Source organism: Candidatus Methylobacter favarea (genome assembly GCF_902806695.1).
Taxonomy (GTDB): Bacteria; Pseudomonadota; Gammaproteobacteria; order Methylococcales; family Methylomonadaceae; genus Methylobacter_B; species Methylobacter_B favarea.
Map to the genome: position 1 here is coordinate 46611 of NZ_CADCXN010000102.1, position 14701 is coordinate 61311.

The 14701-nt window shown below is 47.7% G+C and carries 12 protein-coding genes; 4 read left to right on the forward strand and 8 right to left on the reverse strand.

Translation table 11 applies throughout. From position 1 onward, the window contains the following. The first annotated feature begins 639 nt into the window (after positions 1-639). Entirely contained in the window at positions 640-1977 is a 1338-nt protein-coding gene (locus HUX64_RS16025) for a hemolysin family protein (RefSeq protein ID WP_174627218.1), read from the forward strand. 480 nt (positions 1978-2457) lie between these two features. Beyond that, the gene (locus HUX64_RS16030; RefSeq protein WP_174627219.1) at positions 2458-5127 is read left to right on the forward strand and encodes an MMPL family transporter; all 2670 of its coding nucleotides are present in this window, start codon (positions 2458-2460) and stop codon (positions 5125-5127) included. A gap of 178 nt (positions 5128-5305) precedes the next feature. Here HUX64_RS16030 and HUX64_RS16035 read toward each other — a convergent pair whose 3' ends face one another. The 6 genes from HUX64_RS16035 to HUX64_RS16060 form a co-directional block, all read right to left on the reverse strand. Further along, positions 5306-5716: an ExbD/TolR family protein gene (locus HUX64_RS16035; protein ID WP_174627220.1), complete on the reverse strand. Its 411-nt coding sequence runs from the start codon at positions 5714-5716 to the stop codon at positions 5306-5308. A gap of 3 nt (positions 5717-5719) precedes the next feature. Beyond that, positions 5720-6379 (reverse strand): MotA/TolQ/ExbB proton channel family protein, encoded by a 660-nt coding sequence (locus tag HUX64_RS16040; protein WP_174627221.1) that lies wholly within the window; start codon positions 6377-6379, stop codon positions 5720-5722. A 14-nt stretch (positions 6380-6393) separates the two neighbouring features. Next, a complete protein-coding gene (locus HUX64_RS16045) occupies positions 6394-7227 on the reverse strand; it encodes an energy transducer TonB (protein ID WP_174627222.1) in 834 nt (277 codons plus the stop codon). 340 nt (positions 7228-7567) lie between these two features. After that, a complete protein-coding gene (locus HUX64_RS16050) occupies positions 7568-9064 on the reverse strand; it encodes a GTPase family protein (RefSeq protein WP_174627223.1) in 1497 nt (498 codons plus the stop codon). A gap of 2 nt (positions 9065-9066) precedes the next feature. Next, a complete protein-coding gene (locus tag HUX64_RS16055; protein ID WP_174627224.1) occupies positions 9067-10272 on the reverse strand; it encodes a GTPase family protein in 1206 nt (401 codons plus the stop codon). 450 nt (positions 10273-10722) lie between these two features. After that, positions 10723-10914, reverse strand: coding sequence for a CsbD family protein (locus tag HUX64_RS16060; protein WP_174627225.1), 192 nt, complete (start codon positions 10912-10914; stop codon positions 10723-10725). A gap of 377 nt (positions 10915-11291) precedes the next feature. On the opposite strand from HUX64_RS16060, the gene HUX64_RS16065 reads away from it, so the two are divergent. Then, on the forward strand, positions 11292-11783 hold the full coding sequence (locus HUX64_RS16065) for a DUF421 domain-containing protein (RefSeq protein ID WP_174627226.1): 492 nt from the start codon (positions 11292-11294) through the stop codon (positions 11781-11783). A gap of 64 nt (positions 11784-11847) precedes the next feature. Here HUX64_RS16065 and HUX64_RS16070 read toward each other — a convergent pair whose 3' ends face one another. Together HUX64_RS16070 and HUX64_RS16075 are read right to left on the reverse strand one after the other, a co-directional pair. Next, complete coding sequence (locus HUX64_RS16070; protein WP_174627227.1) at positions 11848-12681, reverse strand: transglutaminase-like domain-containing protein; 834 nt, start codon at positions 12679-12681, stop codon at positions 11848-11850. Between the two features lie 47 nt (positions 12682-12728). After that, on the reverse strand, positions 12729-13457 hold the full coding sequence (locus HUX64_RS16075) for an Ntn hydrolase family protein (RefSeq protein WP_174627228.1): 729 nt from the start codon (positions 13455-13457) through the stop codon (positions 12729-12731). Positions 13458-13909: 452 nt separating this feature from the next. Between HUX64_RS16075 and HUX64_RS16080 the strand changes: the two genes are divergently transcribed. After that, entirely contained in the window at positions 13910-14680 is a 771-nt protein-coding gene (locus HUX64_RS16080; RefSeq protein ID WP_174627229.1) for a GGDEF domain-containing protein, read from the forward strand. Positions 14681-14701: the final 21 nt, after the last annotated feature.

Here is a 14701-nt window from a genome sequence, read left to right on the forward strand (position 1 = left end):
GATCAGGCCCGGTTGTGATGGGCCGGGTAACAGGCGGGGATTTTTCAGCCCTTCACCCTGATCCGGCTGAAATTTACTCTTTGCCAGGCGGTTCAAGACAAGGATAAAAATAACGTCTGCACGCGTAAAAAAGATGCCGTTCAGGTTTTATAGTGTTTACCGAAGGTCATGCTGATTATCTGGCTGTAATTCAGGCAGGAAGTTGCTGATAAAACTCGTTCGCGTGATGATGATTGCTCAATGACTGAATGCGATGCTCGTTATGGATGTTTAGTAAAGCGGGTTTTTCGAGTTATGGTTATGGATTTAGTGATATAGGGTAAAGGGAAAATATTTATTTTTTTCTGCTCTGTATTCCATCTGCCAAGAACGGTATTAATTCCAGTTGCGCTATTTAAAAGTCAGTGGTAGATTGAATCGGCAGGTTTTAAGTATCAGCATCCAGCGGTTTTAATTGAATTGTTTCTGGAGCCAAACATTAATGATCAGTTAAAAGTACGGGCCAGTCTTTTCTGCTTTTTATCGTTAATCGCTAATTTAACAATAATTAGCGCACTTTCATACACCATAGCTTCTCATACTACGTCAAATCGTCAACTTGGCGTGAGTTTTTATTAATTCCGGATTACTTTAAATTAGATGAATAATCTTTTTCTGATTATCGTTGCTTTATTGCTGGTCGCACTGAATGGTTTTTTTGTAGCCGCGGAGTTCGGGCTAGTCAAATTGCGTCAAACGCGCATTCGCGCCATTGCTAAAGCCAAAGGGTGGCGCGGCCGTATTCTGGCGAAAGTACATGCAAAAATTGATGCTTATTTATCAGCTTGCCAATTAGGCATAACCCTGGCATCCCTCGGTTTGGGCTGGGTTGGAGAGCCTGCTTTTGCCGATGTTTTGGAGCCTGTGTTTGAAAGGGCCGGGGTCGCCTCGCCGGCGCTAATTCATGGCATTGCATTTACTGTCGCATTTTCCATCATTTCTTTTTTGCACATCGTAATCGGTGAGCTCGCGCCCAAATCAATGGCGATACGCAATCCGGAAGTAATCGGTTTATGGAGCGCCGCGCCTCTTTATGGTTTTTATTGGCTGATGTTTCCTGCGATCTGGATTCTTAATAGCAGTGCCAATCTGGTATTGCGTTTGCTGGGACTGGGTAATGTCCATGCTCATGATGCGCACTATTCGGCTGACGAACTCAAACTTATCTTGCGTTCCAGCAGTTCAGTCGAACGATTTACCCAGGACGAATGGAATGTCATGGCGAAAACGCTCGATTTCAGTGATTTGGAAGCATCAGACCTGATGCGTCCGATCCGCGAAGTCGTGGCCTTGCATCGGTCCAGGTCAGTGCAGGGAAACCTGCAAATTATTTATAAGTCCCGGTTTAGCCGTTATCCTTATTTCGATAGCAACGGTGTTGATGTGCTGGGAGTGATTCATTTGAAAGATTTGTTTTTCGCCCAGCAAGGGGGCAAGGCGATTGATGATTTGACTTCCTATCTGCGGCCGATCCAATATGTTTCGCCCGGTAAGGGCGCATTGGAGGTATTGCGTCATTTCCTCACAGGAGCGCCGCATTTTGCAATCATTGGGCAAAAAGGCCAAAAGCCGCAAGGCTTTATTACATTGGATAATCTGTTAAGTGCGATAGTAGGTGAAATACGCGATGAGTTCCGTCAAAACGACAAAGACTGGACCTGGCTGGATGATGGCACGCTTATCGGCAAGGGCAGTTTGCCGATATTTACACTGGAACGGATTTTAGGGATTGATATAGAGAACGAAGAACTCGATTTGGAGGATGCAGCCTCGATAGGGGGGCTCATAATGGCTAAACTCCGCGATATTCCCGTAGAAAACCAGCGCATCGAATTTAAGCAACTGGCTATCGTGGTCAAGAAAATGAAGGGGGCAACCATCGTTTTTGTCCAGGTCTTTCCTAAGGAAAACGATATGGCGATAAATTCCAACTCCTGAATAACTTTACCTAAATTTTTTATTTGCGAAGTTGAGCTTAACCTTAGGTTTTAAATAGGCCAAACTTTTGTCGATGTGAAGTACTTGATTTATAATAGTTTATTCATTGCCGAGCATTATTTTTGCCAAACGCAGGGCAACAAAAACCCAATTGCTGAATTGTAAGATGACTGCATTTGTTTATAGCAAGGATGAGAAAAGCTCGACAATAAATGGAATTTATTCTTGAAGTTTAGAATATAATATTAGCCCGGAATGCTCCTCGCTATTCAAAATGACTAATTATGGAACTGAGACTTGGGCATATTAGTAAGCAGCTTCCTTTATGGGGTTAATAAAGACGCCTAATTTCAGCATTAACAAAAAGATTGCCGACTTATTGCTGGCGCCGTAAAACAGCAACTTTACAATTTGCATCCTGAACCTAAAGCGACTAGATAGCTTGAGAATTCCAGAATATTTCAGTTATCATAAAAAATTATGCCGTTAAAACTCCATTTACGAAATTTTCTATCCCATTGGGGAAATTGGGTTCTTTATAATCCTGTTCTGGTATTGTTGACAGTCGGGATACTGGCTATTTTCGCCTGGCGCTATACGGTTGATAATTTAAGTATTAATACGGACACTGCCGAATTAATTGCACCCGATGCGCCTTTTCAGAAAAACCGGCGCAATTTTGAGAAAGCCTTTTCTCAGGATATGCATACACTGTTATTAGTGATTGAATCCGCCACCCCGGAGCTGACCAAATCGGCCGCTAAAAGACTGACCCGTTTGTTAAGCGCTGACCCGGCTAATTTTGTATCGGTTTACATTCCCAACGATAATGAGTTCTTCCGTCAGAATGGATTGCTTTATCTGGATATTGACGATCTGCAGACTTTAACAAGCAATCTGTCACAAGCCCAGCCTTTTATTGGCAGAATTGCCCAGGAACCGGATTTAAACGGCTTTTTTTCAATTCTTCAGGACGCTTTTACTTCCTCAGACAAAACCCGGGTGGTGCCCATCGATCTATCATCGCTGCTTGACAAGCTGACGGCGGCATTACATAAGAGCGTGAACGGGGGAAATGGCTTGCTGTCATGGGAAACCTTGATTGCTGAAAAAAGACTAAAGGCTCAACAAGCCAACAAGGAATTTATTATTGTCCAGCCCAGGCTGGATTTCACGAAAATTCGCCCGGCCGAAAACGCAATACACGCCATACATAAAGCCATTACAGAAATTCAGGAACCTTCGGTGCCTGCAGTTAAAGTTTGGGTAACCGGTGAAGTCGGACTGGAGCATGATGAATTGGCCGGCATGAGTGAAGGCACTTTTACCGCAAGCATTTTTTCTGTCGTGCTGGTCTGTTTTATCCTGTTAGTGGCTTACCGATCTGTTTCTTTTATGCTGGCCACCTTGATTACCCTGGCTGTGGCCATGATTTTTTGCGGCGTATTTGCAGCGCTATCGGTAAAACATCTGAATTTAATATCTGTTGCTTTTGCCGTATCAAACATCGGTTTGGGCGTGGAATACGGCATTCATTTTTGTTTACGCTATCAGGATAACCTGCGTGAAAATGGCGATCGGGGAAGAGCGATACACCGCACTTTACTTGCTATAAGCCCTCCTTTACTGTTGTGCGCAGGCACGACCGCCATTGGCCTTTATGCGTTCATTCCGACCGATTACAAGGGCGTTTCGGAACTTGGCTTATTGGCTGGAACGAGCCTTTTTATTTCTCTCTTTATCACGCTCACCGTATTGCCCGCGCTTTTGCAGCTCATTCCTGTCTCAGTATCGCCCCAACCGCTTCGGCCTAATGCCGGCTTTTTAACACTATCAGAAAAATTGGCCACTTTTACCCTGCATTATGCCAAACCCATTTCTTTATTAACCTGTCTTATCGCCATCGGGTCGATAATTCTGGTATTTAAAATTAAAATGGATTTTAATCCGATCAATCTTCGTGATCCCAATACTGAATCCGTTATCGCTTTTAAAAATTTAATGAAAGACAAGGATACGTCTCCTATGACCTTGACTGTCATGGCTAAGGAAGAGGAGAACATCAAGCCGCTTCAACAAAAGCTTTCGAAATTGAGTTCGGTTGATAAAACGATCAGCCTCTTTGATCTGGCGCCTGGCAGTCAGGAAGATAAATTGGCAATGATTGAAGAGATGTCGCTGGTTCTCGGATCCCAGGCACAAGGTTTTCCTTCTTTAAAGCCAGAAACCGATCCTTCTGCAAGTATTGGGCGGATGGTAAAAACCATAGACGGCATCTTGCCTGAAAAAACGGATGTTCATGAAATATCCGCTTTAAAAAGCTTTAAAAAGGAGCTGCAGGATATTTTGATCGAGATTGAGAACCGGCTGCAACCCAGCCGGAGGCTGTTTATTGAAAAAGTTCAGACAACCCTGCTCGGTACCTTACCGAATGTCATGAATGAACTGTTAACAGGTTTTAATGCCAGAGAAATTACCCTCGATAACCTGCCTGCCAATGTCAAGGACAGATGGCTAAGCAAAGATGGCTGGTACCGTATCCAGATTGTTCCCAAAAAAGACCTGAACGATTTAAATAACCTGGAAGAGTTTATTACCGATGTGCAGTCAGTTGCGCCTGAAGCAACTGATCTGCCGGTCATGTATTGGGAATCGATGAAAGCAGTGATTGGCGCTTTTAAAGAAGCCATTGCGATTGCGCTGATTACTATTACACTGCTTTTGTATGCTATCCGCCGCAATTTGACTGATACATTATTGGTGATGACGCCCCTGCTGCTGGCCGGTTTATTCACCATGGCCAGCACCGTTATTAGCGGTACTCCCATTAATTTTGCCAATATTATTGCTTTGCCGCTTTTATTGGGCCTGGGCGTTGATAATGGCATTCATATGGTTGAAAAGCTGCGGCATTCACTTTCCGAAGAGAAAAATATCTATCAGTCCAGCACCGCCAGAGCCATATTTTATGGCGCACTGACGACCAGTTCCAGCTTTGCCGGCTTGGCTTTTTCGCCGCACCAGGGCATAGCAAGTATGGGCTTGGTGATTACTATCGGCGTATTCTGGATTATAGTGTGCACCTTTATCATTCTTCCAGCCCTGAGCAAATTAGTGCTCAGGCATGAAATAAAATACCCGGACAGATAAGACGTGAAATCGGCACGGTTATGTTCGAGCAGTTAATCGGGCAACACTTCAATAAACTTATTCTTGCAGCATGACCAACCATAAAAGAGCGTCTGCACCAGTCATCGGGCCTATTCCCGCTGCAACTGCAAGCCTGCCGTCAAGCCATTCTACATGGAAAGCATAGCTCTCTACCTATCTACTGCTCGACTGTTACAAAGGCTAACTTTGCTATGCCCGCGTGTTGTACGATAGCCATGATTTCCGCCACTTTTCCATAAGCAACAGCTTGATCGGCATATAAATGCAGGGCGGCCTCGGGATTTCGCGCCAGTTCAGCTTTCAGCGCGGATTCCAAAGCAGGGAGATCGGCAAAGGCAAGTTTGTTCAAAGTCATGCCCCCGTGGGCATCGATGCCCAGTTGCAACGGCTGCTCTTTCACATCAGCTGTGGTTTCGGCAGTTTTCGGCAGGGTCACATGCACGGATTGCGTAAGCAAGGGCGCGGTCACCAGTAAAATAATTACCAGCACCAGCATGACATCGACAAGCGGCGTGACATTGATTTCACTCATCGCCTCTTCATCGTCTGATTGGGGTTTAAAAGCCATTCGCTATTCCTTGCCCTTTGCAGTCAAGGCCGTGTGTATAAAGGCAGTAACGAAATTTTCCAGACCGGTGCGGACATGTTTCACCTTGCGCAGGAAAAAATTATAAGCCAGCACCGCCGGCACAGCGACGGCAATGCCTATGGCAGTGGCGACCAGAGCATCGCCGATCGGGCCGGCCACCACATCCAAACTGGTCGAGCCACTTCGAGTAATTTCATGCATGGCATGCATGATGCCTAAAACTGTTCCGAACAAGCCCACGAATGGCGCCGTACTGCCAATGCTGGCCAGCATGATCAGACCGCTTTCCATGGCGCGCTGCTCTTTCTGCATTTGTATGCGTAGGGACTGTTCCAGCAATTCATCCGGAACTCCACGATATTTAAGAGGTTTGCTGACAGCCTGCCGGCTTTCGTCCAGCCAGGCAAAACCCTGGCGGGCAATACGCGCTTGCGCGCCTCGATAAATATTTGCGGGCAATTCTTTCGCCTTTCCCAGGTCGGAGGCGTTCCAGAATGCCCTGTCAAAGCGCCGGTTATAGTAACCGTTCTTGGTAAGCTGCCAGATCTTGAAAAAAATCAGCGTCCATGTCAGCACTGAAAAAGCCAGTAAAGTATACAAAGTACCGTTGATAATAACGGCAGGGGCAATATGGTAGGGCATTTCATCTCCTTGTCTTAATTGTTCAATGTAAAATTAATGGGTACGATTACCGAACTGGCTACTTCGGTTTCGCCCCGTCTGGCTGGTATAAAACGCCATTTTTTGACGGCTGCGATGGCTGACTCGTCAAGCGCTTCATGACCGCTGCTGCGGTGCAGCGTTACTTCATCGCTATGCCCATCGGCGGATACTGTCACCTTCAATAAAACTTTACCTTCCCAACCCCGATTGCGCGCTATCGCCGGATAGTTTGGTTTGGGGTTAAAACCATAATTGGCGCGGAAATTAGCTTCGGTAAAAGGCGCTGAATTTGCGTGGGCATTGCTGAGCGATGCGGCAGTATTGGAAGTAGAAGGGGTGCGTGTTGGCGCTGAACTTGCAGGTGCAGGGGCGGTTTCTGCAAGTGACGGCTTGGGAAGCTGATGTTCAGTAACAGGCTTTGGTTTGGGAAGCTCTGCGCGTTTTTTAATAACCGGCCTGTTTTTCCTTACCGGTGGTTTTAGCGCCGTTTTTTTGGGCTGAATCGGCTGCACCGGTTTAGATGGAGCGGGAGGGGCAGCTGTTGCTGCCTGGTGTTCATTGGGCACGGATACCAGAGACGCTTCCATCAGCAGGGGCTTTGCCAGCGTAAGCGCTTCGACGGGTTTCATCAGCGCATAAGCTGCCCACAGATGTAATGACAGCACTGCAATGAATAATAAGCCCCCGCTTAGCAGAGACCGCTCATCGTCTGTGAAGGCATCAAACAGCCATCGTGTTTTTTTAATGATGGGCGTTTCGGCAGCGCCAGCTAAAGGAGCCAAATCGCCCCTGGCAAGCATGCCTTCATGGTTATTTAATAAATACATAAGAAATTATCACCTTCAAACACCGAAGATTGCTGGATATTGCGTGCGGAATAGAGTTACAACCGCGCCCGTTCCGCCGGCATTATATCAAAATATTATGAGCCAAAGCCTATTGCCCGATGCTTTTCTGGGCTCAGTAAATCTTCATGACCAGCATAAAACGCCCTGTCAGTCCCGGCCTGATGAGGCTGTCCTATTCAAATTAAGCTGCCTGAAAGAGAAAAAACCGAGCTCATAAAAGTTTAAAATAATTGATTGATGATCAAGATTGGTCTCTGATCGCTGCCAAATTGCCGGATGCCCCATTAACTGCGTTTCGTCCAGTTGCTTTCACCCGGCATCATGAAGTTATTTTCTTTAAGCCGCTTACCAGAAGCCGGCCGGTATTAGCTAACTGGGTGCGGATCAGCGCCCACTTTTCCCGGTCTTTTCCCTCCGGCAAGCAGCGCAAATACTGGGCCCTGAGACTTTCAGGCAATTTTCCGGCAATTGCCGTCCATACAACGTCTGTATTATATTCGCCGCGTGTCTGCAGACTGACCGGCAAGCTGTCTTCCAGAGGAATATGCAAGGTTTCGGCAACGTCCTCCAGGGCTTCCCGAATATTGCGCGCCTTTTCGTTTTGAGGCGTTTGCACATCATAGGGCGGATGCCATTCCCGCACGGGACGCAATTGGTCGATATGCGTGACTACGGCTAAAACGGGCGGTAGTCTGCGTTCAAGCCGTTCATCGAACCAGGCTCGCAATGCGTTTAAAAACTGCGCATCCGCTTCACGGCCGGCCTGCGTTGCTGAACACACTAGCAGAATCAGATCAAATCCTCCCAAAGCCTGTTGAGGATCTTTCGTAAACCAGTGACTTTCGTCGCCATACCCCGGACTGTCGAAAATTAATACTTCGCCCATATCCGCATGTTTCAGGCTGTATATAGTCAGGGCGTCAGTCAGCGGCAATACATCCGTAGCGGCGCGCAATTCGCCGAACAGGGCATTGACCAGGCTGGATTTGCCCGCCTTTACCTGGCCTGCAATCAGAATACGCAAAGGTTTCTTGACAGGGGGAGCCCTATCAATCTCAGGCTCAGGTTCAGATAATCGCGGCGGCACCAATTGCCCGCTATACAGGGCAATAGCATAATAACCGATTTTTTTTACCAGCGTTTGCAGCAGCCAGCGTTCCAGAAACCCGATAGGGTAAGTCGAAGCCTTGCCCAGAAAAAAACTGCTTAACTCGCGAGGCAAGGCGGTTGTCGGGCTGAGCAGCAGGGTACTGACTCGATAAGCCATATGCCCGATTTTCAGTTTTTCCTTCCATTTCCACAGCTGCAAGCCGTCCTCTATGGTCAACAAATGGCTCAATGGCACCCTTTCATCGAGGCTTTGGCGCATATCGCGGCATACCTGTTCTGCTATAAACAGAATATTGCGCAAGGGGACATCCAGTTCGGCCTGCCCGGCTTTAGGATAATAATGACGAGCTACCTCGCCGATCACCTGCCTTGCCAGATGCAGCAAACGCCCGCTGTCGGTGAGGGGATAGTCGGCGGGATTGATCTCTTCAGCCATCTTGTCCAGCTTGATCCAGACGGCTTCAGCAGCAGGAGGCCAGCGCTCGTCCGGCGCCGGCAGGGGTAAATCAAAAGGAGGAACGCGGAGGCTCTTCAAATACCGGCTTAAAATCCAGAGAGCGCCATAAAATGAGGCCAGCACGAGCAAGCCAACGGGGAGATACTGATTTTGCCATAACCAGAAACCCCCCAGCAGCACCAGCGCCAGCCATGGCAGCAGCAGAAGAGTCCCTAAAATCATCCACGGCCAGTTTGCCGGCACCCGCATATTCAAGTCTCTCGGCTGATAGAGTCGCGTAACAGCAGCCTGCCGCGCGCGAACTCAGCTTTAAATACTTCACGCAAGTCTTCCGGGTTCAACTCTTTTCTCTGCTTGGTCTGCGCGAAATAAAAGCACAGGGTTTTGCCCAGCGCATAAGTGATGGCGGCGGTATAAATGCCCGCTACTCCGAGCGCTACCGATTGCCCATACACCGGAATCAGTTTCAGCAATTCGCGCCCGCCCATGCCAGCCAGTACGCCAAGCCCCACCGCGCTGATAATTTCGCTGAGGCTCTGCCTGGTTAAAGGCAGACCGTAGGCTTTGGCAATGTTGTGAAACAGCCTGGCCTGAATAGCCATTACGGTGGCCAGGCTCGTCGCTGGCAACGGGATGGCGGCGGCCATTCCGGCTGAAATGGAATAGCTTACAATAGACGGATGGAGCGTCTGCCAGATACCATCGGCCTGGCTGTTCTGTTCCAGCATTGCCTTCAGACCACCCGGCAATGCCTCTTCGATAGCTGACCATAAGGCATCAACACCATAATCGGCAGGCGCATAGCCATCTTCCGGCAGAGTGAAATCAACAGGTACAAAATGCGCCTTCATGCGTGGAAAGTACTCTCGCTGTTTCAGCAGGGAACAGCGCAGGTCTGCCGGCACCGCCGCGGCCATTTTGCCTGCGGCAAAAGGATAGGGAATGACATGTTCCATGGTTCGGCCGGGATAGCCTTCATGCAGGGAAGTCTGCGCCACAATGATGGGCCATTTGGGATGGGTTTTATGGATCTGTTTGACGGCGGCAACGATGGCGTCCTGCTGGTGATCCATTGCTCTCATTACCACAATAAGCAGATGCGCCTGCCGTTCGCACCACTTCATGTCATCGGTGGGGTCATAACCGGTCTCGGATAAGCCGCGCGTATCCAGAAAACGAATGAATGAGGTTTCCGGATCGGGAAAATCAAACAGCATGGCGGTACGCGTGCACGGCTTGAAACCATTGCCGATTTGGGCAGCCGAAGAGCCTGTCAACACCCGGATAATGGAGCTTTTGCCGCTTTGCGTTTTGCCCAGCAGCCAGATAACCGGCGGCGGCAGCCGGCTACGAATTTCCTCCAGTTTTTCCTTGAGGTCGTCCCCTGCCATTTCAGGATGGGTAATTTGCTCGCTCCAGTTTTTCCAGCTAGTAAAAAGATTAAAAAAATCAGACATAGTAAACAGCGGTAACTTTATTGTTATACGATTGAAATGATAATAATTTCAATAGCAAGGAAGGTATGTAAGTTTTGAGATAGGGGCTATTCAACAGAATGAGTTCTTTTTTTAACAGCATTATTCAAGCAATAAAAAAACCTTCCCTTAAGGATGAAGCCCATAAAGCGACGAGGTGTGCGGCTGCCCCCTGGTCGCCCTCCAAAGCAATGACGCTGCCCTTTTTTCTAACACAACCTAACCTTTAATCTAGGGTCTGACACCGGCAAGGCGGTTTAATTAATACTCCAAGCTGCGCATTTTGCCGGCAGCTGATTAAAATGCTTCGGCTCGTACGAGCGGACTGCCATGAACAGCACTAATAAACCGTCTCTGGCTTTCGAAGCGCTGCCGCGGCTTTTCCTGGGCCTGTTTTTTCTATTGGTAAGCCTTTTAAATCAATGAGCCTTTTTAGTCAAATGCATCATTAATTTCTCTTTCAGCTTCTTCCATGGAATAACCGTAACGTTCTTGCAATTTTCCTACCAGCTTATCGCGATTGCCCTCAATTACTGTCAAATCGTCATCGGTTAAATCGCCCCATCTGGATTTAATTTCACCTTTTAGCTGAAGCCATTTACCTTTAAATTCATCTGCATTCATACTATTTACCTCTTGATTTTTACAAGACTTTTACTATTTTTTACTTAATAAAATAGCGCCCGTTCAGGCGGAAGGCAGTTGCGGGCGATAATTACGATCACTTCAGGCTATAACTGATCTGATGGTTGTCCACCCACTTTTCCTGCTTCCTGACTTTTTCAATACTACGTTATTTTTCATGTTTTTTAAAACATACCTGAATAAATGAATCGAGTCTGTACGATTCGGCACGCAAGATAAGGTCAATAGCCTGGTGTTCAAGACCGGGGCACAGGGAATCTAATGTATTTGCGCTCTGAATAAAGAGTTGATACTGTTATAAGCAAGTAGCTTATGCTTTATTATGGAATTAACAGATATGAAATTAAGGAGAACTTATGCCGGACATTGATTGGGAAGGCATGTTCATGTTCAGCGCCTCGCCGCTGGAAATTATCATTCGCGGAACGGTCGTATACTGGTTTTTATTCCTGGTTTTCCGGTTTGTAGTCAGGCGCGATGTGGGTTCGGTCGGTATCGCCGACGTACTGGTGCTGGTCATTGTCGCCGATGCGGCGCAGAATGCCATGGCGGGCCAATACAAGTCGATTAGCGAAGGCTGTATTCTGGTTAGCACGATCGTATTCTGGAATTTTCTGCTTGACTGGCTAAGTTACCGTTATCCAAAGCTCGGGCGCCTGGCCCAATCCGGCATCCTTTGTTTAGTTAAAGACGGCAAGATGTTGCGGAAAAATATGCGTAAGGAAATGGTCACGGAAGAGGAATTGATGAGTAAAGTTCGCCAACAAGGCCTCGAAGACCTTAGCCAGGTGAGAGATGTTTATATGGAAGGTGACGGCACGATCAGCGTCATCAAGCGGGAGCCGTGAAGTCTGCCGGTATATTGATCGGCATCCCTGCCGGGCATACTTTAATAGCCTTTAAATATTACCCTTAATCAGTGGTTGACACTGCCGCCGGTTGGTTAGGCATTGGGTTGGGAGATGTTTGCTCAGCCCATACCGCCATATGGGTAAGCGTCGCGGAGCCGATAATGGTCGCAAATGAGGCATCTGCGGCATCGCGTCCGGTGCCTATGCGCACCAGTCCTTCTACCGGCGCCATATGCGTGGCATCGAATAAATACCAGCGAGAACCCAGATAAGCTTCAAAAAATCCATGAAAATCCGGCGGCTGCAAAGACACGGCGTAGCCTGAAACATAACGGGCCGGAATGCATAAGGCCCGGCACAAGGCGATGGCGAGATGCGCATAATCACGGCAGACGCCGGTGCGCTGTATTAATACGTCGCAGGCGCTGGTGCTTGGGCCGCTGCTGCCTGCCTGATAATCGAGATTGCTGTTGATCCAGTCGCAGATTGCACTAACCCTGCAAAAGCCGGGCTGGGCATTGCCGAACATCTGCAAGGCAAAATGGGCCAAACGGTCAGATTCGCAATAACGGCTCGGGTTAAGGTAGGGCAATACGTCGATTGGCAATTGCGAGTAGCCAGCCTCGACAATCTGGGAAGTATCATTAATTGCAGGACGTAAATCCACAGTCGCCCGATAGTTAAGTTGCAGTTCACACGGTTCTGCATAGAGCCGGTACACTTGAATATCTTCCATGCCGAGACTGCTAGCCTCGTATTGAATAGAGGGGTTTAACTGTAATGTTTCCTCGCTGATAGTCTGGAGGGGAGTTCTCGCCGCAGCGACATTAAACAGAAAGCTGGTGGGATTTGTGACCGAATATGTCAAGTCGCAGCCTACATGAATTGTTGTCATGATTGTTAACCTTTTCAGTATGATTAAGTAAGTCTAGCAGATACGGATTAGCCTGATTTATCAGTAAACAGCGGCCTGCACCACTCCATCGGAAAATCATTGACCGCTGTTGATAAACGCTGTTTCCACCACTGGGCGACTTGAGCTAAATCTGCGGCTTCAAAGCGATGTTGTTGCAAGCCGTGGTTGTGGGCATTGAATACAAGAACATCAATCGGAAAATCAACATCCGTAACGCTGGTGCAGGTCGCATCAAAAGCAAGATAGGCGAGGGCAACCGCTTTTTCAAGACTGGCATCGGCATGCAGTAAGCGATCCAGAATCGGCTTGCCGTAAGGCGTCCGGCCGATAATAAAGTAAGGCGCATCAATGGAGGCTTCGACCCAATTGCCTTCCGGATAAATATAAAACAGCGTAGGTTCCTCATCACCTTTCAAGCGTCCGCCGATGATAGTATTCAGATTGAAATGCAGACCGCTTCCTCCGAGCGATGCCTCATCCTCCAGCCGTACCTTACGAAGCTGCTCACCGAAACAATTGGCAACTTTGTATAATCTGTCATATTGCGAGACTTCCTGCGCCAGATGATCCTCAAAGTAAAGAATAGTTTTATCCCGCAAAGACCGGAGCCCGGAAGTCATTACGAAAATAGGCAGTCCGCCATGTTCAACATACGATAACTTGCCTTTTTTCAAGCGCTCGTTGCCTTTGGTAATCTGTGTGTCGGCAAGCGCCACTAAGCCGTTATTTACCTTAATGCCAAGACAAAATGTCATTTTAGATCCCAAGCTGAAAGCTGATTATGAAAGAATATAAAAAAGAACTTAGCACATTGATTAATCGTTTGTCTGGAATTATTGCACTAACCCGGGCATTTGCGCACCTGTAATCATCCGATTATCGGTAAGCTAAAAAACCTTTCGAAACTGGCTGCGTACCAGTTCGCCCCCAGCCTATAGCCGAGGCTTAACTATACTGGCTCGAATTATCTGGTCTGTACGATAGGCCACAAACTTTTACTCAGGATTTTAGCCGCTAGCTGTCAAAAATCCCAAACCACAGGCAGCTTTAAAAGCATTGCCTGAAAAGCAGACTTACAACCTTGGCTCGGCAGATGCGGGTTTTTAATGCGTGGGTTACCGTACAGACCCTATCACCGTCGATTCGTAATCTAATTAAAAATTGGCGGGCGCCCTGGAGCAGCCGCTTAAATCGTCAGGAATGAATAATGGATAAATCTTATACCTATAATAAGCCGGATGAAAAGAGATCAGGATATGAAAACACTGCACAGGAATATTGGCCTCCGCACCATTGCCATAAAGACCTTGCCAATCTTGACCCAGCACCGCTGATGCGTTCAGAGCGGGCTGAACTCCTTGAAGCCATCGCCTCGGAACAAAGGCAGTTAAAAAATGCACAACGGCAAATTGAAATCCTTCAGGAAAAGAACGCCTGTCTTAAACAAAAAATAATTCGCATCGCTAAAAAATATGCCGACACGCGCCGCTACGGAAGTCACGATGAATTAACCGGGCTGCCTACCCGTAGTTTTTTGCGGGAAAGGCTTAAGCAGACGATAGTTCTGGCTACCTGCCAACAACGGCAAGTTGGAATATTATTTATTGACCTTGACAAGTTTAAGAATGTTAATGACACCTGGGGCCATGCCGCAGGAGACAAGCTATTGCAGGAGGTAGCGCAGCGTTTGCGGGTTTGTATTCGTCATGGCGATACTGCCTGCCGGTATGGAGGGGATGAATTTGTAGTGCTGTTGCGGGATATTGATGGATACAAAACCGCCTTGGCGGTAGCCGAGAAAATCCGCACTTGTGTGGCGGGACCGTATGTCATCGAAGGCCATGTCCTCGATCTTACCGTTAGCATTGGCACATCCGTAGTGCCGGCCGAGGGGCAAAATTGCGAGGATTTGATCAATCAGGCCGATATGGCTATGTATGTCGCCAAAGCGGAAAATTCCCGCGTAAATCCTGTTTAACGCGAAACTTAGATTCAGCCG

Coding starts and splice junctions, on each gene's coding strand:
- HUX64_RS16030 (WP_174627219.1), top strand. CDS start 2,458: ATGCCGTTAAAACTCCATTTACGAAATTTTCTATCCCATTGGGGAAAT.
- HUX64_RS16055 (WP_174627224.1), bottom strand. CDS start 10,272: ATGTCTGATTTTTTTAATCTTTTTACTAGCTGGAAAAACTGGAGCGAG.
- HUX64_RS16045 (WP_174627222.1), bottom strand. CDS start 7,227: ATGTATTTATTAAATAACCATGAAGGCATGCTTGCCAGGGGCGATTTG.
- HUX64_RS16075 (WP_174627228.1), bottom strand. CDS start 13,457: ATGACATTTTGTCTTGGCATTAAGGTAAATAACGGCTTAGTGGCGCTT.
- HUX64_RS16035 (WP_174627220.1), bottom strand. CDS start 5,716: ATGGCTTTTAAACCCCAATCAGACGATGAAGAGGCGATGAGTGAAATC.
- HUX64_RS16040 (WP_174627221.1), bottom strand. CDS start 6,379: ATGCCCTACCATATTGCCCCTGCCGTTATTATCAACGGTACTTTGTAT.
- HUX64_RS16050 (WP_174627223.1), bottom strand. CDS start 9,064: ATGCGGGTGCCGGCAAACTGGCCGTGGATGATTTTAGGGACTCTTCTG.
- HUX64_RS16060 (WP_174627225.1), bottom strand. CDS start 10,914: ATGAATGCAGATGAATTTAAAGGTAAATGGCTTCAGCTAAAAGGTGAA.
- HUX64_RS16065 (WP_174627226.1), top strand. CDS start 11,292: ATGCCGGACATTGATTGGGAAGGCATGTTCATGTTCAGCGCCTCGCCG.
- HUX64_RS16070 (WP_174627227.1), bottom strand. CDS start 12,681: ATGACAACAATTCATGTAGGCTGCGACTTGACATATTCGGTCACAAAT.
- HUX64_RS16080 (WP_174627229.1), top strand. CDS start 13,910: ATGGATAAATCTTATACCTATAATAAGCCGGATGAAAAGAGATCAGGA.
- HUX64_RS16025 (WP_174627218.1), top strand. CDS start 640: ATGAATAATCTTTTTCTGATTATCGTTGCTTTATTGCTGGTCGCACTG.